Genomic DNA, 21,480 nt, shown 5'->3' with positions numbered 1-21,480 from the left:
GGTTCGGTGATAAAAATCTCAATTCTAACCGGCTTAAGCCGAAGAAGTAATGTACTTTCTTTTATTAGAACAGTTTAAAAAGCTCTTTGATCAATGCTGTCAGGAATACGTTCGCGAGTGCGACTGGGAGCAGGACTTTCCAGCCAAACTCCATCAACTTGTCAGCCCGGAAACGAGGGAACGTTACACGGAACCAGATTAAGATAAAGACAATGACGCTGAATTTGAGCGAGAACCATACCGCTCCTGGAATGAAGTCCAGAACCGACAGCGGTGGAAGCCATCCGCCAAGGAATAAGACAGTTGTAAGAGCAGCCATCGCAAACAGATACACATATTCCGCCAACATGAAGAACGCCCAGCGGAAGCCGGAATATTCAACATGATAGCCGGCGACAAGCTCCGATTCACCTTCTGGAAGGTCAAATGGTGTCCTGTTCAGCTCCGCAACGGATGCAATCATGAATACAATGAATGCAATCGGTTGGAGGAGGATGTACCAGCCATTTTGCTGGGCATAAACAATGTCATTCAAATTCAGGCTGCCTGTCAGAAGAATGATCCCAAGGACTGACATGACAAGCGGAATTTCGTAGGAAATCATTTGGGCCGCGGCCCTCGCACCACCAAGCAGTGCATACTTATTGTTCGACGCCCAGCCGCCGGTTACCATCCCGAGAGTTGTGATGCCCGAGATGGCGATGTAATAAAGAAGTCCGACTCCAATATCGGCAAACTGTAGTTTATCTGTAAACGGAATGGCTGCGAGCACCATGAAAGACGGTGCAAATGCGATGACAGGCGCCAGGATGAACAGCGGCCTGTCTGCCACCTTTGGAATAATATCTTCCTTCAATAAAAGCTTTAATACGTCCGCGACTGTCTGGAGCAGGCCCCAACGGCCGCCGACCTGGTTCGGGCCATGCCTAAGCTGCATAAAGCCCATGACCTTTCGCTCAGCAAGGATGCCATACGTAACAAAACCAAGCACGACCAATAGTAAAACGGTTGCCAGCAAGAAGAATATTCCGAAATTGACGAGTCCCGGGCTTGAGGTAAGCAGATCTTCTACCATTAACCGTCCACCTCCCCAAGGACAATATCAATTGCTCCAAGAATGGCGACCATGTTCGCCATATTTTCACCGACAAGCAGTTTTGATAGAATTTGAAGATTATAGAATGATGGTCTTCTAAATTTTAAGCGATAAGGTTCCTTTTTCCCGTCACTCGCAATATAGCAGCCGATTTCACCGCGCGGCGATTCGATCCTTACGTAGGTTTCCCCTTTTGGCGCCTTGATGATTTTTGGCACCTTGGCGAGGATTTCACCGCCTTCTGGGAATTGTTCGCACGCCTGTTCCAATATCTTCAGTGATTCTTCTATTTCCCTGATCCTGACTTTATAGCGGGACCAGCAGTCTCCGCCTTCCTCCGTTATCACATCAAACTTGAAGCGATCATAGATTGAGTATGGCTCATCTTTTCTGAGGTCGAACTTTACGCCTGTACATCTTAAGGTAGGTCCAGTCAAAGAATACTGAATGGCCTCTTCTTTGGTGTACCGGCCCACGCCTTTTACGCGGTTCATAAATATTTCATTTCCGGTAACAAGCTGATGGTAGCCCTGCAGCTGCTCCCTCATATAAGGAATAAAAGCCTTTACTTTTTCAATCCAGCCCTCTGGCGCGTCCCACTTGACTCCGCCAACCCTCATATAATTGAATGTCAGCCTTGCCCCGGAAAGTTCATTTAACAGATTAACAACCATTTCCCGTTCCCTGAAGGCATAAAGGAACGGACTTACAGCTCCCATATCCAACAAATAGGTTCCCCACCAGACAAGGTGGCTTGCGACCCTATTAAGCTCCATGGCGATGACCCGCAGGTATTCTGCCCTTTCAGGCACCTGGATTCCCATCATTGTTTCAACCGCATGGCAAATGACATAGTTATTGGTCATTGAGGATATGTAATCCATCCGGTCTGTATACGGAATGATTTGCGTATATTGCAGGTTCTCTGCAAGTTTTTCAGTGCCACGGTGCAAATAGCCGATTACCGGCTGGGCATGTGTAATGATTTCCCCATCAATCTTAATAACAAGCCGGAACACACCGTGGGTGCTTGGGTGCTGAGGCCCTACATTCAATAGCATTTCTTCTGTGCGTATCAATGGTTACACCTCCACGTCGTATTGCTCGTAGTCTTTTCTAAGTGGATGGCCAACCCAATCTTCCCCAAGCATAATTCGATGTAGATTCGGGTGCCCTGTAAACTGAATGCCGAGTAAATCGTATGCCTCGCATTCAGGCCAGTCTGCTCCTGCCCAAAGTGGCTGCAGGGATTCAATTGTTGGCGAGTTTCGGTCAATCTTAACCTTCATGGCTACGGATTGCCTGTTCTTATATGAGAATAAATGCACATATAGTTCCAAATGGGTTTCAAAATCAGACCCATGTAATTCCGATAAGTAATCAAAACCCAATTGTTCATTATATTTAAGGAATTGGGCCACTTTATAATATGATTCAGGTTTAACGACAAGAGTGGGGACATCTTTTGAAAGTTTGTTAATATAGGAATCTTCGAGGACATCTTCACCAAGATGTTCCTTAATGACTTTTATATATTTATCAAGGAAAGGTTGGTTTGGCGATGGAACTTCAGGCTTTGCTTCCACAGCACCCGATGCTCCCTTTGCAGCTGCCGCTGCCCTTGCCTTCGCGGCTGCGGCCGCCTTTGCCTTTGCTGCAGCAACGGCTTTTGCCTTTTCGTCGTCTCCGGCTACTTCACCTGATTGTTTGGCCAGGGCTGCTGCCTTGGCTTTTGCAGCTGCTGCCGCTTTTGCCTTCGCTGCTGCAGCGGCTTTTGCCTTGGCATCGTCACCTGCAGGCTCAGCAGTGCCTTCGCCTGATTTCTTTGCAAGCGCCGCCGCTTTGGCTTTGGCCGCGGCTGCTGCTTTTGCCTTCGCTGCCGCGGCGGCCTTTGCCTTTTCATCTGCCCCTGCAGCCTTATTTGTATCTGCAACCGCTTTCATTCCATCAGAATTCTCTGCTTCTTGATTTACTGCTGCGGCGTTTTTCCTCTTTTCAAGCGCCGCCGCTTTGGCTTTGGCTGCAGCTTCCGCTTTTGCCTTCGCCGGATCGGTTTCAACTGGCTTTTCTGTAGCAGGTTTCTCATTCACAGGAGGTTTTGAAGCTGAACCCGCTTCCCTGGCTGCCCTCTTTGCAGCGGCGGCCGCTTTGGCCTTCTCAACCGCTTCTTTCTTTAATTGTTCCAGATCTTTCTCCCCGCTCATCGGTTAAATCACCTTCTTCCCAGTCTTCGCCTCGTAGCGAATCTTTTCCCGGAGTTTATTGATTCCATAAATCAGCGCAGCGGGATTCGGTGGGCATCCTGGAATATAAACATCAACCGGGACAATCTGGTCAACACCTTTTACAACCGAATAGGAATAGATATAAGGACCTCCGGCTGTAGCGCATGACCCCATTGCGATGACCCATTTAGGCTCAGGCATCTGGTCATATAGACGGCGGACAATCGGCGCCATTTTCTTTGTAACCGTACCTGAAACAATCATGACATCAGACTGCCTTGGAGAGGTCCTAAAAAACGAACCGAAACGGTCCAAGTCATAGTGGGATGATCCAACACCCATCATTTCAATCGCGCAGCAAGCAAGCCCGAAAGTCATTGGATAAAGGGAGTTGCTTCTAGCCCAGGCTTTGACTTGCTCCAACGTGGTTAAAAAGACATTCCTCTTCATTTCTTCCATTTCCTGAGGTGATATGCTGTCCAATTTTAAATCCATCTTAGCACCTTCTTTTTCCATGCATAAACAAGCCCGAGCACTAGCATTAATACGAAAATTGCCATTTCAATCAGTGCAAATATCCCGAGTTTCTCATAAGCGACGGCCCACGGGTATAAAAAGACCGTTTCAACATCGAAAATAACAAACATTAGGGCAAAAATATAATAGCGGACATTGAATTGCACACGGGAATCGTGAAACGGCTCAATACCGCTTTCGTACGTAGTATACTTCGCCTCGACTGGCTTGTATGGACGCAGAAGTTTACCCAAAAACAACGCCACCACCGGCAGCAAAATCCCCAGACATAGAAACACAAAAACTATCAGATAGTTATTCTGATATAAATTCAGCAGTTCCATGCCCATCCCCTCCAATGTTGTAATATTTTCATTTTAGTGAATTGTAACCGAATTCATTATAGCATTGTTGCAATTCCGTGTCGACAAACCCTTTCACCAAAAAATAGAAGCTCCCCCTTCCCTAATTTTGAAGTAAACTCTCTCCCTGGAAGCGATAAAAAAACTTCCTGTTGATCTTTCTTTAAAGATAGGGCTTGTCATCTATCATAATGGGTTTTTTTCCCGGATTCAAAGTTTTGAACCAGTAAAGCCCCCATTTACACTTTACTTATACCAAAAGTCCTTGTCAGTGATGTTTGTCAATTTATCACATTTTTTCTTGCAATATTGGGGTTATCCCGTTACCTCCTCCCTGCCTCAAATCGACCAAAATTTCATAATCAAATAGATTCCCGTCGCTCCTACAGTTAAAGCCTGCCTACGGGTTTCTATTTCTATCGTATTCGGGACCAGGATTGTTCATTAGTCTTCTATTCACTTTTTTATCGGGAAGGAGATCAGGATGATCCTTCTGACATGCAAATGTCAAAAAACGTCCAAGAAGGCATTGCATCCCTTCTCTGGACGGGCTACTCTAGTATTCGTTCATTTTCTTGTATTCTGATGCTTTTTTATAGATTGATATTTTAGAATTATTTTTGGACGAAGCATCTACAGTTGTGTCAACAATGACCCACTTGTTTTGTTCTTTAATATAAACTTCATTCCAGGCATGGTAGCCTTGGACTTTTGAGGAATATCCGGTAACAAGTTTGGTTGGGACTCCCTGGCTTCTGAGCATGGCGCCAAACAATGCCGCATAATCATAGCAAATTCCTTTTTTCGCAGCAAAAACAGTGTTGATATTTGGTACGTATCCACTCTGGACTGTCTTCATTTTGTTGAAGTCGTATTTTACATTACGAATCACATAATTGTGGATAGCCTTAATCTTGTCCTCCGTTTTTCCCTTTCCCTTCGTAAGATTGGCTGCCGTCTTAATGGGGGCCATCGAAGCAGTCCAGTGTACATTTTGAACCGGCTGAAGGAAAACTGTTTTGGAATCCTTGAGTTGTAGTGACACATTTTTTGAGGCAACCATCATATATTCGTTGCCTTTTGTTTGTTCAAAAATAGTCACCTTATACATCCCATTTTGCATTTGCAGAGGCAGTCGGACCGCGGCCCCATTACCTGGCAGATCGTAATAATAGGTTTTTCCATTCTTCGTAATGCCAGCCTTTCCTTGTTTTCCGGCTTTGCTGGCATATTTTACTGACACGACCCCTTTTCCGAGCCCGCTGGCATCAATGGATGCGGATTGCTGGCTTGGAACCAGCCTGGCTTCGGCAACCGCAGGTACAAATGGCAAAAACAGCAGGAAACAGATCATTACACCTAAAAATTTGCGCAAAAAAAATCTCCTTTCGGTAGCCAGGCTTTGCTGCCTTCTATGTTGGGCCCTTAACTTTGCGTCCCTGCTTTCCAACAGGTTTGCCTTTTCGCAGAAAAGTTTCTGTATTTCTTTTCTTACTTCATTTTATCCGTTTTTTAGCCAATTTTCTACAATATATTAGTATAACTCCCTATATAAGGAAGGTTAATTGTCTAAATATGAAGGTTCAAAATGAGTGATGTCGCTTCTTCGACAGGATCCACGTGAATCTCCTTGTTGTCTGTCCCAAGATGCACTATGTTGGGACAGATCCATGTAAATCTCCTGGCTCTCTGTCCCAAGGTGCCCTTTGTTGGGACAGATACATGTAAATCTCCTGGATCTCTGTCCCAAGGTGCCCTGTGTTGGGACTGATACACGAATATCTTCTTGTTGTCTGTCCCAAGATGCACTATGTTGGGACAGATCTTATGTAATTAAAGTCACCAGATTCTCCGTGCGCTCCCCTATGGACAGAATGTTGCCAACAAAAAAAGGAAGACCGAAGTCTCCCTTTTCCTAAGTATTTATATTCTTCTCTCCGCAACGGCTAGGCGGTTAATGGCTCGCTGAAGTGCCAGCTCAGCCCGTTTGAAGTCTACGTGTTCCTGCTGCCGTTCTTTGAGGCGCTGTTCAGCGCGTTCTTTTGCCCTTTGAGCCCGTTCAATATCAATTTCACTTGACTGTTCGGCAGCTTGGGCCAAAATGGTCACCTGATCTGGACGGACCTCGAGGAAGCCTCCACTGACGGCGACTAATTCGGTCTTTCCTTCCTTTTGCAGGCGGACTGCGCCAATTTGCAGCGGGGCAACCATTGGAATATGGCCGGGGAGGATTCCCAGTTCACCGCTTTGGGCTTTCGTGCTTACCATCTCGACTTCGGCATCATAAACCGGGCCATCGGGAGTTACAACACTAGCTTTAATCGTGTTCATCTTTCACCCTCCTGGCTTGTTTAGACCTCTACACCCATGCCTTTAGCAGCTTCGACCACGTCTTCAATGCGGCCTACGAGGCGGAATGCATCTTCAGGAAGATGGTCGTACTTGCCATCAAGGATTTCACGGAAGCCTTTAACCGTTTCCTTCACTGGTACGTAAGATCCAGGCTGGCCTGTGAACTGTTCCGCAACGTGGAAGTTCTGGGACAAGAAGAACTGGATCCGGCGCGCGCGGTGTACAGTGAGCTTATCTTCATCTGATAACTCATCCATACCAAGTATCGCAATAATATCCTGAAGTTCACGGTAACGCTGAAGCGTCTGCTGGACCTGGCGGGCAACTGAGTAGTGCTCTTCGCCAACAATTTCAGGCGTCAGTGCGCGGGAAGTCGAAGCGAGCGGATCCACAGCTGGGTAAATCCCCATCTCAGAAAGCTTACGCTCAAGGTTTGTCGTTGCATCCAAGTGGGCAAATGTCGTTGCCGGCGCCGGGTCGGTATAGTCGTCGGCTGGTACATAAATTGCCTGGATGGAAGTAACAGAACCTTTATTCGTAGAGGTGATCCTCTCCTGAAGCCTGCCCATTTCGGTAGCAAGTGTCGGCTGGTATCCAACCGCGGATGGCATACGGCCAAGCAGAGCGGAAACCTCGGAACCTGCCTGTGTAAATCGGAAAATATTATCCATGAAGAAAAGAACGTCCTGTCCTTGCTCATCACGGAAGAACTCCGCCATTGTCAGACCAGTCAGAGCAACACGCATCCTTGCCCCTGGCGGCTCGTTCATCTGGCCGAATACCATGGCCGTTTTCTTGATAACACCAGAATCGGTCATTTCATGGTAAAGGTCGTTCCCTTCACGTGTACGTTCACCGACACCTGCGAATACGGAGATACCGCCGTGTTCTTGGGCAATGTTATGGATCAATTCCTGAATTAGAACGGTTTTACCTACACCGGCACCACCGAAAAGTCCGATTTTCCCACCCTTAATATAAGGTGCGAGCAAGTCGACAACTTTAATTCCAGTTTCAAGAATTTCAACTTCTGTAGAAAGCTGTTCAAATGTAGGCGCTTCGCGGTGGATGGAATCCCTGCGTGCGCTTGCCGGTAATTCTTCGGCGAGGTCGATTGATTCACCAAGTACGTTGAAAACTCGGCCAAGAGTGACATCCCCAACCGGAACCGAGATTGGCGCTCCTGTATCAACAACTTCCAATCCGCGGGTCAGGCCGTCTGTCGAAGCCATCGCAATCGTACGGACTGTATCATCGCCGAGGTGAAGGGCCACTTCCAGGGTCAGGTTTATATCAACTTCTGATTCATCACGCGCTTTGGAACTGATTTTCAATGCGTTATAGATTTCCGGCAGGCTGCCGCTGTCAAACTTAACGTCAACAACCGGTCCCATAACTTGCAGGACATGTCCTGTGTTCATCGTTTTCCCTCCAATCAATAGAGAAACCTGGCTTTTTTGCAAAAGCTGCAGATTGTCTTGTGCGTAAAAAAGTGTAAGAACTGTTGATTTCCACTTCGGGGACATGCTTTCCGCGGGGCGTCAGTGGAGCCTCCTCGGCGCATTGGCGCCTGTTTGGCCAGCTTCAGCGCCTAGCCCCTCGAGGTCGCTTCGGTCCTTCAGGTGAAGTCAAAGAACGACTTCTCCTTCAGGCCCTCCAGCGCTTGTCGGGGCTGACCGAGGCGCTTCCGCTTTTCATGGGTCTCCACCTTGCCGCTGCATCCCGCCGGAGTCAGTCCCCTCCGCTCCAATCAACTCATATTCTTTTTAAACAAATCCCAGCCTGTATATCCTTGTAAGAATCAGGCTTACTCCAAAGCAGATGCTCCGCCGACAATCTCAGTAATTTCCTGAGTGATTGCCGCCTGGCGGGCACGGTTATATTTCAAGCTGTAAGAATTGATCAGCTCTTTCGCATTGTCTGTTGCATTCCTCATTGCTGTCATCCTCGCCGCATGCTCACTCGCCTTGCTGTCGAGCAAAGCTCCGTAAATAAGGCTTTCGGCATACTGTGGAAGAAGGACATCAAGGATTTCTTCGGCATTGGGCTCGAACTCATAAGATGTAAGCTTTGTGGAAGCCGATATATCTGTTAGCGGCAAAAGCTTTTTATGAGTCACTTCCTGAGAAATCGCACTGATGTAATGGCTGTATTGGATATGCAGTTCATCGAAAGTCCCGTCAGAGAACATTCCTACTGTACTGCTCGTAATGTTTTTTATATCGTCAAAAGAAGGCTGGTCCGAAATTCCGACAATATCAAGGACTACGTTCATTCCCCTTTTCTGGAAAAAGTCGCGTCCAATCCTTCCAATCGCGATGATTCCGAATTCATCATTCGATTTATGGCGCTCCTGGATGGTCTGATACAGATCCCGAAGGACGTTGCTGTTATAAGCGCCTGCAAGGCCACGGTCGGAGGTAATCACAATATATCCTGTCTTCTTGACTGGGCGCGACAGGAGCATTGGATGGTTTATATCCTTGCTGCCGACCGCTATCGAAGCTGTCACTTCCTGGATTTTTTCCATGTAAGGGACAAACGCTTTCGCACTCATGACGCCGCGGTTCCATTTAGCCGCAGACACCATTTCCATCGCTTTCGTAATCTGGCTCGTCTTCTTTGTTGATACAATCCGTGACTTTATATCGCGTAATGATGCCACTGGTTCTCACCACCCTTATCAAAGTTAAGGACGGGGGCCCGTCCTGGACCCCTGCCCCAGCATGTTAGATCATCACGGTAAAGCGCGCGAGTTTGCACACCCTCCTCGTTTATTCTGTTACTGCGAATGTCTTCTTGAAATCGTTGATCGCAGCTGCCATATCCTCGTCGGATGCAAGCTCCTTCGTTGTGCGGATATGGTCTAACACGTCTTTGCGGTTGTGGTCGAGCCATGAATGGAACTCGTTTTCAAAACGGCGGATGTCACCGACAGGAATATCATCAAGGAACCCACGTGTCAGTGCGTAAAGGATCATAACCTGCTTTTCAACCGGAAGCGGCTTATGAAGATCCTGCTTTAGTACTTCTACTGTACGGGCGCCACGGGCAAGCTTGGCCTGTGTTGCTTTATCAAGGTCAGAACCGAACTGGGCAAAAGCTTCCAATTCACGGTAGGATGCCAAGTCAAGACGCAATGTTCCGGAAACCTTTTTCATCGCCTTGATTTGCGCGGAGCCTCCTACTCGGGATACAGAAAGACCAGCGTTGATCGCCGGGCGTACGCCGGAGAAAAACAGGTCCGACTGAAGGAAGATTTGTCCATCTGTAATTGAAATAACGTTCGTTGGAATATAAGCGGAAACGTCACCCGCCTGTGTTTCAATGAACGGAAGGGCAGTGATTGAACCCGCGCCTTTTGCATCGCTCAATTTCGCTGCACGCTCCAACAAACGGCTGTGCAGGTAGAAAACGTCCCCTGGATAAGCTTCACGGCCTGGAGGGCGGCGAAGAAGCAGGGAAAGCTCACGGTAAGCAGCAGCCTGCTTCGTAAGGTCATCATAAACAACTAGCACGTGCTTGCCTTCGTACATAAACTCCTCAGCCATCGAAACACCGGCATACGGAGCAAGGAACAATAACGGCGCCGGCTGGGAAGCCGATGCAGTTACAACAATAGTGTAATCAAGCGCGCCATATTTGCGGAGTGTTTCCACCGCATTACGCACTGTTGATTCCTTCTGGCCGATTGCAACATAGATACAGACCATGTTTTGGCCTTTTTGGTTAATGATTGTATCGATGGCGACACTTGTTTTACCAGTCTGGCGGTCACCGATGATCAATTCACGCTGTCCGCGTCCGATCGGTACAAGGGCGTCAATCGCCTTGATGCCTGTCTGAAGCGGCTCATGAACAGATTTACGATCCATAACCCCTGGAGCGACTGCTTCAATTGGACGGGTTTTGGTCGTATTGATTGGACCCATGCCGTCAATCGGTTGTCCGAGCGGGTTTACAACGCGGCCGATGAGTGCGTCGCCAACCGGAACCTCCATAATCCGGCCAGTACGGCGGACTTCATCGCCTTCGCGGATTTCTGTATATGGTCCAAGAATAATAATACCGACGTTATTTTCTTCAAGGTTTTGCGCCATACCCATAACGCCATTCGAAAACTCAACAAGTTCCCCGGCCATGACATTGTCGAGGCCATGAGCACGGGCAATACCGTCACCAATCTGGATGACTGTACCAACATCACTTACTTGAATTTCCGACTGATAGTTTTCGATTTGCTGTTTTAACAGCGCACTGATTTCCTCAGCTTTGATGCTCATGAGTTTCACCCCTATCTAAATCTTAGATCAATAGTCTGCGCTCTAGACGGTCTAGCTTGCCTCGCAGGCTGCCGTCGAAAATTCGGTTTCCAATCCGGACTTTGATCCCGCCGAGCAGGTCGGTATCAACGATATTTTCAATCCGGAGAGCATTTTTGCCAACCCTAGCCGCAAAAGAGGCGGACAACGCAATTCTTTCTTCATCCGACAAAGGCCGTACACTGTAGACTGTTGCTTCAGCTATGCCCCTCGCTTCGTTGGCAAGTTCAATGAACCCTTCAGCCACCCCGGGAATTTCACTATCCCTGTGGCGGTCAATCAGAATCATGAGGGTGTTCAGCAAATATGGATTCAGAGTTGTGAATGCGCCCTTGACAATGGCCTTCTTTTCATCAAGCGAAAGTCTCGGTGAATGCAGTACAGCATTTAATTCCTTGTTGCTGCTGAATACGTCCTTTACGACGCGGATTTCTTCTTCTATCGTGTCGAGCAAACCCTTTTCCTCTGCCAGCTTGAATAAAGCCACGGCATATCGTTTTGATATGATCGTCGTGCTCATCGGCCGATTCCTGCCTCTTGGATAAATTCATCAATCAGCTTCTGCTGATCCTGCTCACCCAATTCCCTCTCGATCACTTTAGAAGCGATCATGACAGAAAGTGATGCAACCTGGTCGCGGATGGCCGCAACAGCCTGCTCCTTCTGCTGCTCGATTTCAAGTTTGGCGGATTCTTTCAACCTTTCCGCCTCAGTCCGTGCGATCGCGATGATTTCATCGCGCTGGACATCTCCCTGCTTACGGGCATTTTCAATCAGGCCTTGTGCTTCAAGCCGTGCTTCTTTCAAAAGCTCACGTTGCTCTTCAAGATGTTTCTTCGCATCCTGATTCGCCTTTTCAGCTTGGCTGATTTCGTTTGAAATATGTGTTTCACGCTCTTTCATGACGCCCATTAGAGGACCCCATGCAAACTTTTTGAGCAATGCCATTAAAATGAGGAACATTGCTAATTGGAATAATATATCACCGTTGTTGAATTTCGTTGCTGCGCCTAATACGAAACTGCTTGTCAACACCCTCGAGTCACTCCCTTCAAGAGTCATTCACCCGGATTCCGGGTGCATTTATTGTGGATTCGAAACATTTTCGGCTATGATGAAGCCTGCATTTTTGACAGGAGTTTTTCCTTAAAATATAAAGGAAAGGCGAAGTTCCTTTGTATGCGGTCTTCGCCATTGTTAAAAATCTATTATCGGCCAACTACCATAAACGCGATAACAACAGCCATGATAGGAATCGCCTCTACGAACGCAACCCCGATGAACATTGTTGTTTGAAGCATACCGCGAGCTTCTGGCTGGCGAGCCATTCCTTCTACTGTTTTAGAAACAATCATACCGTTACCCAAACCTGCACCCAATGCTGCCAAACCAATTGCAATTGCTGCTGCTATAGCACCCATAATAATAATTTCCTCCTCGAATATAGTTTGTTTGAATTATTTTTTGTCCATGAGTTATGAACGGGTTTATATATTATCAATGATCAATGCTCACTTTGTGGGAAATATAGACCATTGTTAACAATGTGAAAATAAAAGCCTGGATCGATCCGACAAAGATGGAAAATCCTTGCCATACAATTGTAGGCACAGCCGCGGCCAGCACACCACCAAATGATGTGGCAAGCCCTGTAGCCAACAACCCGAGTAAAATTTCACCTGCATAGATATTTCCGTAAAGACGCAGGCCCAGTGTCAGAGTATTGGAGAACTCCTCAAGCAGCTTTAATGGAAACAAGAAGCCTACCGGTCTAAAATAGCCTTTGGCATATTCCTTCGGTCCGTGGAGCCTGACTCCGTAATAATGGGAAAGGCCCATTACCATTGTCGCAAGTGTCAACGTGATGACAGGGTCAGCCGTTGGCGATTTCCACCAGAGTGTGTCACCATATGCGACAGCCAGTGGAAGTCCTAGCATATTCGATACAAATATGTACATCAGTAAAGTTATACCTAGAACATGGAACCTTCCGCCTGCGTTCCAATCCATGGAGCCTTTAATGATGTTCTTTACAAAGTCCATCACCCATTCCATGAAGTTCTGCATGCCAGTCGGCTTCATTGCCAGCCTTCGAGTCGAAAGGACAGCGATGATGAAAACGATCAGGCTCGCCGCCGTAATGGTCAAGACGTTTGACAAGTTGAAATACATGCCAAAAAACGGGCCCACTATTGGATTTTCATGATGCAACAGTATTCACCTCGCTTCTTAAAGTCTATTTAGGTAACAATAATTGCTTGAAAAAATATATCATAATGACAATATAGGATGTCATTAAACCTAAAATAACACTAATAAAGTGAAAATGGTTGGGATATTCCATTGCAATGATGACAGCAAGGACAGCGGCAGCCATCCTCGAAAACGTGCCCAGCGAGTATACCTTCCTGCCTTTTACAGCGGCATCCCCTAGCTGGTACGTCTTTCTGACCATTAACCATAAGTTGAACATGCTTAGGGCTGTCCCTAAAATGAGCCCGCCAAAAATCTGCCGGTGATCAGTGAATCCCCAGGCTAGAACGTATAAAGCCAATAAAAAAAAGAGATATCTGCGAATGTAGTTATAAATGGCCCTTAAATCGGACATATTTGTGTCAGTCTCCTGAAAAGTATTGCTGGACGAGGCGAAGAACCGCATAAACTCCCACTGCCAATCCGATAAACAGTCCTATGATGAGAAAAAGCGGCTCAGTGCCGGTTTTTCCGTCAATCCATCTACCGGCAAAAATACCGATGAGAATGGATCCTACCAGCTGGGAAAGGATTGCCGACGAAAGTGCCATTGCTTTAAAGGGGCGGTCATATTTCCGCATTTTATCGCATCCTCACTTTAGAGAATGAGAACCGTTAAAAAGGGCAGCTATATGTATGGAAAAAATCTGTACCAATACGGAGCATTTACGCAGGAAAAAACATGAAAACCCTATCATTTTATGCCCTTTGTTAGCATACAATAGCCCCCTATCAATGTCAATCCATATGATGGTGAAAAAATTCACAAAGTTCTTGCGGAAAATCCAGTAATGGCGCGGAAATTGCATCATCATTACCGTATGCTTTTATTAAAGGTTTACACTGTATGTGAAGTGGTTTTATTGTTCCATAACACTTTGTTTTTTATGGCGGCTGTTTTAATTTAGGCATCTGGAAAATTTCCAGTTAAACCTCATTCCAACAACTCTTCAAAACAGGGTTTTTCCTACAAGAAAATAGTAAATTTCTTCTATTATAATATAGCACGGACGTTTATCGCTAATGTTAAGGATTTGTTTCAATAAAAAAAGCCGGATGGGGTTTAGAACGAACCCGTCCGGCTTTTCTACGCATACAAATATTATTCTTATTATTTTGTCCCGAACAGCCTGTCTCCGGCATCACCAAGTCCAGGAATGATGTAGCCTTTTTCGTTCAGCTTCTCATCAAGGGCCGCGATGAAGATGTCAACGTCAGGATGTGCTTCCTTAACGACTTCAACACCTTCTGGTGCAGCAATCAGGCACATGAATTTAATGTGCTTAGCACCGCGTTTTTTAAGAGAATTGATCGCTTCCACAGCTGAACCGCCAGTCGCTAGCATTGGGTCGACAACGATGAAGTCACGCTCTTCCACGTCACTCGGCAGCTTAACATAGTACTCTACCGGAAGAAGAGTTTCCGGATCGCGGTACAGGCCGATATGGCCGACTTTCGCAGCAGGGATAAGCTTCAGGATTCCATCAACCATTCCGATGCCGGCACGGAGGATTGGAATCACCCCTATTTTCTTTCCGGAAAGAACCTTCGCCTTTGCAACGCAGACAGGTGTTTCAATTTCAATGTCCTCTGTCGGCATATCTCTCGTAATTTCAAAGGCCATCAACATTGAGACCTCATTGACAAGCTCGCGGAACTCCTTTGTCCCAGTGTTCTTGTCACGGATGTACGTTAGCTTATGCTGGATTAACGGGTGGTCAAATACATATACTTTTGCCATAATAATCGCCCCTCTGCTAAATAGATTCCTCTGATATAGGTTGGCACACTTCGTCTCATTTTACAGAAAAAGTTTTGGCAGGGCAAGAAGAAATGTGTAAGCGGCTAGACAGGAAGATATTGCCCCCAAAAAAGGAAGCAGGCTCCGCTGCTTCCTTGAGTAAATTAATATTCAGGGTAAAGGGTGAACTTGCTGGTCAGCGCTTCAACCCGCCCAGCTGCTTCCTTAAGCTTTTCTTCATCGTCATGGTTCTTTAAGGTAAATGCCATAATGGAGGCGATTTCCTTCATTTCCTCTTCTCCGAACCCACGTGTTGTAACAGCAGCGGTCCCAATCCGGATACCGCTGGTGACAAATGGGCTCTCAGGATCAAAAGGAATGGTGTTTTTATTGACCGTAATGCCGATTTCATCCAATACCTTTTCGCCCACTTTTCCTGTCAGGCCGAGGCAGCGCAGGTCAACGAGGATGAGGTGGTTGTCCGTTCCTCCGGAAACTAGGGTCACGCCCTCTTCCTGAAGGGCCTGCGCCAATGCCTTCGCATTTGAAACAACCTTTCCTGCGTATTCCTTAAAGCCGTTGTTTATAATCTCGCCGAAAGCAACCGCCTTGGCAGCGATCACGTGCATAAGAGGGCCGCCCTGGATGCCTGGGAAAACGGACTTGTCTATTTTCCTCGCAAACTCCTCACGGCAAAGGATTAGGCCGCCGCGCGGTCCGCGCAATGTTTTGTGCGTGGTTGAAGTAACGAAATCCGCATACGGGACAGGATTCTGGTGAAGGCCACCGGCTACGAGACCTGCAATATGAGCCATATCGACCATTAAATAGGCGCCAACCTCATCTGCGATTTCGCGGAATTTTTTAAAATCGATTTCGCGAGGATACGCGCTCGCACCGGCGACAATCAGCTTTGGCTTATGCTCAAGCGCCTTCGCGCGGACATCGTCATAGTTAATCAGATGTGTGTCCTCATCAACACCGTATTCAACAAAATGATACTGGACACCGCTGAAGTTGACTGGACTGCCGTGTGTCAGGTGGCCCCCATGTGATAGATTCATCCCAAGAACCGTATCACCAGACTCAAGAATGGTAAAATAAACCGCCATGTTCGCCTGTGCCCCTGAATGCGGCTGGACGTTCGCATGCTCCGCCCCGAAAATCTCCTTCGCCCGGTCGCGCGCCAGGTCCTCAACCACATCGACATACTCACAGCCGCCATAATAACGCCTATGCGGGTAACCCTCCGCGTATTTATTTGTCAGCACAGAGCCCTGCGCTTCCATAACAGCTTCACTGACGAAATTCTCCGATGCAATCAATTCAATCTTCGACCGCTGTCTTTGTAACTCCTTCTGAATCGATTCAAAAACCTGCGGGTCCCGCTTTGCCACGTGCTTCATCATGAATCCCTTCCCCCTCGAAATTCGTGTCTATTTATTTAGAAAATTCGTTACCATTTTAGCAGTTTCCTACTGAAAAAGATACCTCATGTACAAGAAAGATTGTCCCGGTTCCGCTCATACACCGCCCGCGGGCCGCCAATCAGCTTCGGACGCACTTTTGCGAGCACCACATTTGCGTTGCCCACATTCCGGCGACCAACCCGGATAGGTACTGCAACCGGCTTCAGATGCATCCCAATCAAAGTATCGCCAATATCAATCCCCGCATCCGCCTTGACTGACTCCACTACAAGAGCATCTGGCATTTTTTCAAAAGCAAACGAAGCCATCGCTCCGCCGGCATTCCTTACGGGGATGACCGAGACTTCCTCAAGATTCCGCTCCTCCGCGCCCTTCCTGGTCATAACCAAAGCCCTGTTCAGGTGCTCGCAGCACTGGAAGGCAAGTGTAATGCCGGTTTTCTCCCGCAGCCTGTCCAACTGGCGGAAAAGCATTTCAGCCACCTCAGTTGTTCCGGCCGTCCCGATTCGCTCCCCGGCCACTTCACTTGTACTGCAGCCGACCACCATCAGCATGCCTGGCTTCAGTTCAACCTGTTCCATGAACTTGTCCAAAACCTCGCCGAATTCTGCTTCCCACTTGTCAATGTCAAGTTGCAAACCTTCTCCCTCCAGCCTTGCCGTAAACGGCACTACTATTTAAGATTCTTCTCCTCATAAGCCGTAATTTTGCCAACCCGGTTTGCATGTCTTCCACCGGTAAATTCAGTTGTCAGCCATATTTCGGCAATTTCGCGAGCGAGTCCAGGTCCAATCACCCGCTCACCCATTGCGAGCATATTCGTATCATTATGCTCCCTTGTCGCTCTTGCGCTGAATGAATCGTGGACTAACGCACATCGGATTCCTTTTACCTTGTTGGCACTGATGCTCATCCCAATGCCTGTACCGCAAATTAGGATGCCTCTGTCAAACTCCCCGGCCGCCACCTTCTCGGCGACAGGCAGTGCGTAGTCGGGATAGTCAACGGAATCCGCGCATTCACAGCCGAAATCCTCATAGTCAATCTTTAATTCCTCCAGCAAAGCTGCAATTTCTTTGCGGATCGTCATTCCGCCGTGATCAGATGCAAGTGCTACTTTCATTATATGTCCTCCTAAAATGCAAGTTAATGAGTAGTATTCCCATTTTCCTGTTCCAGCAGTTTTCTTGCTGCCTTTTCAATCAGCCGGTCAAGTTCTGCGAACGTATCCCGGTAAAAATCAACATTTCCCCCGAATGGGTCGCTGACATCCGGATATCCCTCTTCCCCGGCAAATTCCTTCAACGTATATGTTTTTCCAGCGGCCACGGGATGTTGGCCAAGAATTGCCTGCTTATGGGAAATGGTCATAGCGAGGATGACAGTCGCCCATTCAACATCGTCTTTCGCAAGCGGCTTCGATTGATGGGCATGATGAATCTTGTTTTCGTCCATTACCTGAACGGACTGGGGAGACGCCGCCGCTCCGCTTGCCGCAAAAACACCTGCTGATTTTGTTTCCACACCCGGAAGCTGTTTATTTTTCAAAATTGCTTCAGCCATCGGGCTTCTGCAAGTGTTGCCTGTACAAACAAACAAAACGCGCTGCATACCACGACCTCCTTTCCTTCATTATATAGGTGCAACAATTGAATTTCCAACCATGCTTACTTATAAAAAGCGCAAGCGCCTTCGTGACAGGCACCCCCCCTGTCACTGCGATGATTATTCCTAGGAGCCTTCCATTGTGCTCAGCCCCGACAAGCTTAAGCCGAGTCCCGCAGGACACTGAAGGGCATCCCTGAATTCGCCCACGCACGAAGGAAATGCGAGCATTTCCGAGGATGGGCCTGCCCTCCGGAGGGAATCGGCTTAAGACCTCGAGGGGCTAGGCGCTGGAGCTGGATTACTAAAACTTTTTTGAGTTTTAAACAAGTTAATTTTCTAAAAAACAAAAAACAGCCCCGTCCTCCAAGGCTGTTTTCCTTACATCTTATAATGGCAATAGTAATTTCAGGCCAAAGGCGAGGAGGATGACTCCTCCAAGGGATTCACTGTAAGAACCAAGCCAGCCTTGTACTTTTCTGCCGGCTAATAATCCCGCCCATGTTAAAATCGCAGCAGCAATCCCGAAACAAATGATGGCCACCATCGTCCGTGCCCCATAAATCCCGAGCGTGAGCCCAACCGAAAAACTATCAAGGCTGACACTCAGGGCAAAAAACATGAGCCCAAATCCAATGGGCGTGATGATACTTTCATGTTCTTTTCTCAAACCCGCCCAAATCATCTGGAGACCAAGCAGAATGAGTAAAAGGCCGCCAATCAGTGAAGCAAAAGAGCCGAACTGCTCCGACAGAAACCTGCCGGCAATCATCCCGGCAAACGGCATCCATACATGAAATACCCCAATTGTCAGCCCAATTTTAAAGATTTGCCTCAGCCTGAGTCTGTACATCCCCATTCCTAGTCCAACTGAAAAAGCGTCCATTCCTAGAGCGAACGCCATCAAAAGCAGCGTCGCCAATTCTCCTGCCAATGTCGACATTGTGACCAGCTCCCCGGACATGCTAGTTCATCATATGCACGTCCAAGGGCGTTTAGAAGGCAGGAAAATTCATAAAATTGGATGTGTACATCAATCTTTTTTCTCAAAATGAATCTCCAAAAAAATCTAATCCGTTATGACTTTGTTGCCGGCTGCCTTCATTAGCCTGTTCATAACCGCATGGCCGACACCTTCTTCGGGGAACATTTCACTTAAGATCAAATCCAGTTGATGGTCATTAAACAGCCTTAGCGTATCGTACAGGGACGCAGCTACTGTTTCCAGTCTGCTCCTTTCTCCGCAGGCCAGGACCAGTTCGGCCTCATATAAGGGAGCACTTTCATCCGTTGCAAGGATTCCGACCCGTTTTCCTTCTTGTCTATATTTCTGGGCTACCCTCTGAACGCCCTCAATACCGCCTGCAACTAAATACAGCGGAGCCTCAGGGGCGTAATGCCGGTACTTCATTCCCGGCGATTTTGGCTTTGTTTCTGCTCCCATCAAAGCAGGGTCGACCTCAATCCGGCCAATCACTTCTTCTAGCTGCTCCTTCGTCACTCCGCCCGGCCTAAGAATAACAGGAACCGGACTTGTACAATCAAGGACGGTTGATTCGACCCCAACCCCTGTTGGCCCGCCATCAACAATCCCGGCTATTTTTCCGTTCAGATCGGCTGCCACATGCTCCGCTGTTGTCGGGCTTGGCTTACCTGAACTATTTGCGCTTGGCGCTGCAACCGGAAGGCCGCATTCCTTCAGGATCGCGAGTGCGACAGGATGGTCCGGCATTCTAACACCGACAGTCCCAAGCCCCGCTGTCGCTTTTTCTGAGAGAGCCTGTTCTTTCTTTTGCAAAATAAGCGTCAATGGGCCTGGCCAGAAGGCGTCCATCAATTGAAGCGCCACCTCGGGAAGATCAGTGACAAAGCTGTCCATCTGCCCTCGATCTGCAATATGGATAATCAAGGGGTTATCGGACGGCCTTCCTTTCGCGGTGAATATTTTTTCAACCGCTTCATCACTCCCCGCATTCCCGCCAAGACCGTAAACGGTTTCCGTAGGAAAAGCCACGACTTCATTTTGAATCAACTTTTTTGCTGCCTGCTTAATCTGTGGATTATTTTTTAACTTTTCCACAATGTTATCCACTATCCAACATTTTGTATCCATCTCATTTTCACCTTTATCTCTTATGCCTGCATGCTCTAAAAAAGTAAGCATTCAAAAGCGTTTTCTAGTTAATTTCTTTTTGAAAGTATAAAAGAACAATGATGGAAACACAAGGCATTATCCACAATTTGTGGATAACTCTATTTGAATGGTGGATAACTTTGTGGATATACCATTATTTTAAATTGAAAATTTCAAAAAAACTGAGTTATCCACATTCAAGATGTTTAGGACATGTGGAGAATTGAAAAAATCAGGCGGCAACTCGCTTCTGACAATCATCGTAAATCCCGCCATTTCAAAGAATGGGATGGCCTCTCGCTTGTTCGTTGCCAAGTATAGTGAGGCTATTCCTTTATTTTTTGCCAAAAGAAGCATCTGCTCAAACATCGAAAGCAGTTCCTGTTCGTTCACTCCAGGCGTAATCGCAAGCGACCGCAGCAGCCCGAAAGTTCCATATTGTTCAATTCCAAGACTCCCCCGGATGGCACCATCCTTTTCTGCCAGCAAAAACAAATTTGCTGTTTCTTCTGTCACTCCAGCAGTGCCAAGCCCTGCCTTTTCCAAAAATTCAATGATCCTTGCAAAGTCTGCTCTTTCCCCGCTTCTCATCGTCAATTCCATTCTCCCCACTCCCCATTCTAGTAATCTACTCTATGAGTATGAAGACACGAAAAAGAATAGAACTTTTCTTTGGGGAAAAAGAACGGGATACCTGATTTCTCAGGCATCCCTATATTTTGTGAAATGCTATTATTTGTCGTTATCCTTATCCCAGCGGGCCTTTCCGCCTTTTTCACCGATTTCTTCGTAAAAGCTGCGGTCATGGTTTTCACTTGTCGCTTCTCCGCCTTTACGGCCAATCTCTTGATAGAATTCCTGTCCATGTGACTCGGCTGTTGCTTCGCCGCCTTTTTTACCAATTTCCTGATAGAAATCCTTGTCATGAGATTCGGCTGTTGCTTCGCCGCCCTTTTTACCGATTTCCTGATAGAAATCCTTGTCATGGGAATCAGCTGTTGCTTCGCCGCCTTTACGGCCTATTTCCTGATAGAATTCCTTGTCGTGCTTTTTGCTAGTTGCTTCTCCACCCATGCGTCCTGCTTCTTCTCGAGACATCTTTCCGTTGTTATTATTTTTTTTAGCCATCGTAAGATCACTCCTTAGAAGATTTTGTGGTGCACACTCCTTCTTTATCCGCTTCTCGTTAATAAAAACTCTTAATATGGGTTTGTTATGTATTTGAAATAAAAAGAAAATATTTTAGGAATTTCTACCCTGTGGAGGAAAAAGATTTTAGTTCAGAATGTGTTTAATTTATTTAAATTACTATTTTTTGTAGAGTAGAAAACAGGAATTAGACTTTGCCCTTCTTGTCCTCGGGTTTCAGGGTGTTCCACCTTACTAAGCCAGACAAGTGGGCAAGTCCTTTTCCTGTTCCCCCTCATCAAACCGTACGTGAGGT

25 protein-coding genes and 1 riboswitch are annotated in these 21,480 nt (G+C 47.1%); all 25 genes read right to left on the bottom strand.

The window, feature by feature from the left end; translation table 11 throughout:
* Positions 1–64 precede the first annotated feature (64 nt).
* Complete coding sequence (gene nuoH, locus D1B31_RS15620; RefSeq protein WP_118922058.1) at positions 65–1,075, bottom strand: NADH-quinone oxidoreductase subunit NuoH; 1,011 nt, start codon at positions 1,073–1,075, stop codon at positions 65–67.
* Positions 1,075–2,175, bottom strand: coding sequence for an NADH-quinone oxidoreductase subunit D (locus D1B31_RS15615; RefSeq protein ID WP_118922056.1), 1,101 nt, complete (start codon positions 2,173–2,175; stop codon positions 1,075–1,077). The genes nuoH and D1B31_RS15615 overlap by 1 nt, the downstream gene beginning before the upstream one ends.
* A gap of 3 nt (positions 2,176–2,178) precedes the next feature.
* Positions 2,179–3,300: an NADH-quinone oxidoreductase subunit C gene (locus D1B31_RS15610; protein ID WP_118922054.1), complete on the bottom strand. Its 1,122-nt coding sequence runs from the start codon at positions 3,298–3,300 to the stop codon at positions 2,179–2,181.
* Between the two features lie 3 nt (positions 3,301–3,303).
* Entirely contained in the window at positions 3,304–3,816 is a 513-nt protein-coding gene (locus D1B31_RS15605; RefSeq protein WP_118922052.1) for a NuoB/complex I 20 kDa subunit family protein, read from the bottom strand.
* Positions 3,807–4,181 carry an NADH-quinone oxidoreductase subunit A gene (locus D1B31_RS15600; protein WP_118922050.1) on the bottom strand — a complete coding sequence of 125 codons (375 nt, stop codon included), beginning with the start codon at positions 4,179–4,181 and terminating at the stop codon, positions 3,807–3,809. Before D1B31_RS15600 ends, D1B31_RS15605 begins: the two co-directional genes overlap by 10 nt.
* A 574-nt stretch (positions 4,182–4,755) precedes the next feature.
* Positions 4,756–5,574: a transglutaminase-like domain-containing protein gene (locus tag D1B31_RS15595; RefSeq protein ID WP_118922048.1), complete on the bottom strand. Its 819-nt coding sequence runs from the start codon at positions 5,572–5,574 to the stop codon at positions 4,756–4,758.
* Positions 5,575–5,586: 12 nt separating this feature from the next.
* Positions 5,587–5,669: riboswitch (cyclic di-GMP riboswitch) on the bottom strand.
* A gap of 453 nt (positions 5,670–6,122) precedes the next feature.
* A complete protein-coding gene (locus D1B31_RS15590; RefSeq protein WP_118922046.1) occupies positions 6,123–6,530 on the bottom strand; it encodes a F0F1 ATP synthase subunit epsilon in 408 nt (135 codons plus the stop codon).
* 20 nt (positions 6,531–6,550) lie between these two features.
* Positions 6,551–7,972, bottom strand: coding sequence for a F0F1 ATP synthase subunit beta (atpD, locus tag D1B31_RS15585; protein WP_118922439.1), 1,422 nt, complete (start codon positions 7,970–7,972; stop codon positions 6,551–6,553).
* 386 nt (positions 7,973–8,358) lie between these two features.
* Positions 8,359–9,216 carry an ATP synthase F1 subunit gamma gene (gene atpG / locus D1B31_RS15580; protein WP_118922044.1) on the bottom strand — a complete coding sequence of 286 codons (858 nt, stop codon included), beginning with the start codon at positions 9,214–9,216 and terminating at the stop codon, positions 8,359–8,361.
* A 109-nt stretch (positions 9,217–9,325) separates the two neighbouring features.
* Entirely contained in the window at positions 9,326–10,834 is a 1,509-nt protein-coding gene (atpA, locus tag D1B31_RS15575; RefSeq protein WP_118922042.1) for a F0F1 ATP synthase subunit alpha, read from the bottom strand.
* Positions 10,835–10,856: 22 nt separating this feature from the next.
* Positions 10,857–11,393 (bottom strand): F0F1 ATP synthase subunit delta, encoded by a 537-nt coding sequence (locus D1B31_RS15570; RefSeq protein ID WP_118922040.1) that lies wholly within the window; start codon positions 11,391–11,393, stop codon positions 10,857–10,859.
* On the bottom strand, positions 11,390–11,908 hold the full coding sequence (gene atpF, locus D1B31_RS15565; protein WP_118922038.1) for a F0F1 ATP synthase subunit B: 519 nt from the start codon (positions 11,906–11,908) through the stop codon (positions 11,390–11,392). Before atpF ends, D1B31_RS15570 begins: the two co-directional genes overlap by 4 nt.
* A 173-nt stretch (positions 11,909–12,081) precedes the next feature.
* On the bottom strand, positions 12,082–12,294 hold the full coding sequence (atpE, locus tag D1B31_RS15560) for a F0F1 ATP synthase subunit C (protein WP_118922036.1): 213 nt from the start codon (positions 12,292–12,294) through the stop codon (positions 12,082–12,084).
* Between the two features lie 76 nt (positions 12,295–12,370).
* Positions 12,371–13,084: a F0F1 ATP synthase subunit A gene (gene atpB, locus D1B31_RS15555; RefSeq protein WP_118922034.1), complete on the bottom strand. Its 714-nt coding sequence runs from the start codon at positions 13,082–13,084 to the stop codon at positions 12,371–12,373.
* A gap of 25 nt (positions 13,085–13,109) precedes the next feature.
* Positions 13,110–13,481, bottom strand: a complete 372-nt coding sequence (locus tag D1B31_RS15550; protein ID WP_118922032.1) for an ATP synthase subunit I — start codon at positions 13,479–13,481, stop codon at positions 13,110–13,112.
* Between the two features lie 7 nt (positions 13,482–13,488).
* A complete protein-coding gene (locus D1B31_RS15545; protein WP_118922030.1) occupies positions 13,489–13,707 on the bottom strand; it encodes an AtpZ/AtpI family protein in 219 nt (72 codons plus the stop codon).
* A gap of 530 nt (positions 13,708–14,237) precedes the next feature.
* Positions 14,238–14,867 (bottom strand): uracil phosphoribosyltransferase, encoded by a 630-nt coding sequence (gene upp / locus D1B31_RS15540; RefSeq protein WP_118922028.1) that lies wholly within the window; start codon positions 14,865–14,867, stop codon positions 14,238–14,240.
* A 164-nt stretch (positions 14,868–15,031) separates the two neighbouring features.
* The gene (gene glyA / locus D1B31_RS15535; RefSeq protein ID WP_118922437.1) at positions 15,032–16,273 is read right to left on the bottom strand and encodes a serine hydroxymethyltransferase; all 1,242 of its coding nucleotides are present in this window, start codon (positions 16,271–16,273) and stop codon (positions 15,032–15,034) included.
* An 86-nt stretch (positions 16,274–16,359) separates the two neighbouring features.
* Positions 16,360–16,935 carry a TIGR01440 family protein gene (locus tag D1B31_RS15530; protein WP_118922435.1) on the bottom strand — a complete coding sequence of 192 codons (576 nt, stop codon included), beginning with the start codon at positions 16,933–16,935 and terminating at the stop codon, positions 16,360–16,362.
* Between the two features lie 35 nt (positions 16,936–16,970).
* Positions 16,971–17,420 (bottom strand): ribose 5-phosphate isomerase B, encoded by a 450-nt coding sequence (gene rpiB, locus D1B31_RS15525; protein ID WP_118922026.1) that lies wholly within the window; start codon positions 17,418–17,420, stop codon positions 16,971–16,973.
* 23 nt (positions 17,421–17,443) lie between these two features.
* Complete coding sequence (locus D1B31_RS15520; RefSeq protein ID WP_118922024.1) at positions 17,444–17,908, bottom strand: low molecular weight protein arginine phosphatase; 465 nt, start codon at positions 17,906–17,908, stop codon at positions 17,444–17,446.
* Positions 17,909–18,290: 382 nt separating this feature from the next.
* On the bottom strand, positions 18,291–18,845 hold the full coding sequence (locus D1B31_RS15515) for a manganese efflux pump MntP (RefSeq protein ID WP_118922022.1): 555 nt from the start codon (positions 18,843–18,845) through the stop codon (positions 18,291–18,293).
* 126 nt (positions 18,846–18,971) lie between these two features.
* Positions 18,972–20,015, bottom strand: a complete 1,044-nt coding sequence (locus tag D1B31_RS15510; RefSeq protein ID WP_118922020.1) for an L-threonylcarbamoyladenylate synthase — start codon at positions 20,013–20,015, stop codon at positions 18,972–18,974.
* 180 nt (positions 20,016–20,195) lie between these two features.
* Positions 20,196–20,639 (bottom strand): GNAT family N-acetyltransferase, encoded by a 444-nt coding sequence (locus D1B31_RS15505; protein WP_118922018.1) that lies wholly within the window; start codon positions 20,637–20,639, stop codon positions 20,196–20,198.
* Between the two features lie 129 nt (positions 20,640–20,768).
* A complete protein-coding gene (locus tag D1B31_RS15500; protein ID WP_118922016.1) occupies positions 20,769–21,164 on the bottom strand; it encodes a KGG domain-containing protein in 396 nt (131 codons plus the stop codon).
* Between the last annotated feature and the right edge of the window lie 316 nt (positions 21,165–21,480).

Origin of the sequence: Neobacillus notoginsengisoli, assembly GCF_003515685.1 — a bacterium.
GTDB lineage: Bacteria > Bacillota > Bacilli > Bacillales > Cytobacillaceae > Bacillus_D > Bacillus_D notoginsengisoli.
The sequence above is the reverse complement of the archived record's forward strand: the minus strand, read 5'-3'. Positions and strand labels throughout refer to the sequence as shown.

Coding starts and splice junctions, on each gene's coding strand:
- atpE (WP_118922036.1), bottom strand. CDS start 12,294: ATGGGTGCTATAGCAGCAGCAATTGCAATTGGTTTGGCAGCATTGGGT.
- D1B31_RS15515 (WP_118922022.1), bottom strand. CDS start 18,845: ATGTCGACATTGGCAGGAGAATTGGCGACGCTGCTTTTGATGGCGTTC.
- D1B31_RS15520 (WP_118922024.1), bottom strand. CDS start 17,908: ATGCAGCGCGTTTTGTTTGTTTGTACAGGCAACACTTGCAGAAGCCCG.
- rpiB (WP_118922026.1), bottom strand. CDS start 17,420: ATGAAAGTAGCACTTGCATCTGATCACGGCGGAATGACGATCCGCAAA.
- nuoH (WP_118922058.1), bottom strand. CDS start 1,075: ATGGTAGAAGATCTGCTTACCTCAAGCCCGGGACTCGTCAATTTCGGA.
- D1B31_RS15600 (WP_118922050.1), bottom strand. CDS start 4,181: ATGGAACTGCTGAATTTATATCAGAATAACTATCTGATAGTTTTTGTG.
- D1B31_RS15550 (WP_118922032.1), bottom strand. CDS start 13,481: ATGTCCGATTTAAGGGCCATTTATAACTACATTCGCAGATATCTCTTT.
- D1B31_RS15545 (WP_118922030.1), bottom strand. CDS start 13,707: ATGCGGAAATATGACCGCCCCTTTAAAGCAATGGCACTTTCGTCGGCA.
- atpA (WP_118922042.1), bottom strand. CDS start 10,834: ATGAGCATCAAAGCTGAGGAAATCAGTGCGCTGTTAAAACAGCAAATC.
- D1B31_RS15605 (WP_118922052.1), bottom strand. CDS start 3,816: ATGGATTTAAAATTGGACAGCATATCACCTCAGGAAATGGAAGAAATG.
- D1B31_RS15500 (WP_118922016.1), bottom strand. CDS start 21,164: ATGGCTAAAAAAAATAATAACAACGGAAAGATGTCTCGAGAAGAAGCA.
- upp (WP_118922028.1), bottom strand. CDS start 14,867: ATGGCAAAAGTATATGTATTTGACCACCCGTTAATCCAGCATAAGCTA.
- atpD (WP_118922439.1), bottom strand. CDS start 7,972: ATGAACACAGGACATGTCCTGCAAGTTATGGGACCGGTTGTTGACGTT.
- D1B31_RS15505 (WP_118922018.1), bottom strand. CDS start 20,639: ATGGAATTGACGATGAGAAGCGGGGAAAGAGCAGACTTTGCAAGGATC.
- D1B31_RS15570 (WP_118922040.1), bottom strand. CDS start 11,393: ATGAGCACGACGATCATATCAAAACGATATGCCGTGGCTTTATTCAAG.
- D1B31_RS15610 (WP_118922054.1), bottom strand. CDS start 3,300: ATGAGCGGGGAGAAAGATCTGGAACAATTAAAGAAAGAAGCGGTTGAG.
- D1B31_RS15590 (WP_118922046.1), bottom strand. CDS start 6,530: ATGAACACGATTAAAGCTAGTGTTGTAACTCCCGATGGCCCGGTTTAT.
- D1B31_RS15510 (WP_118922020.1), bottom strand. CDS start 20,015: ATGGATACAAAATGTTGGATAGTGGATAACATTGTGGAAAAGTTAAAA.
- glyA (WP_118922437.1), bottom strand. CDS start 16,273: ATGAAGCACGTGGCAAAGCGGGACCCGCAGGTTTTTGAATCGATTCAG.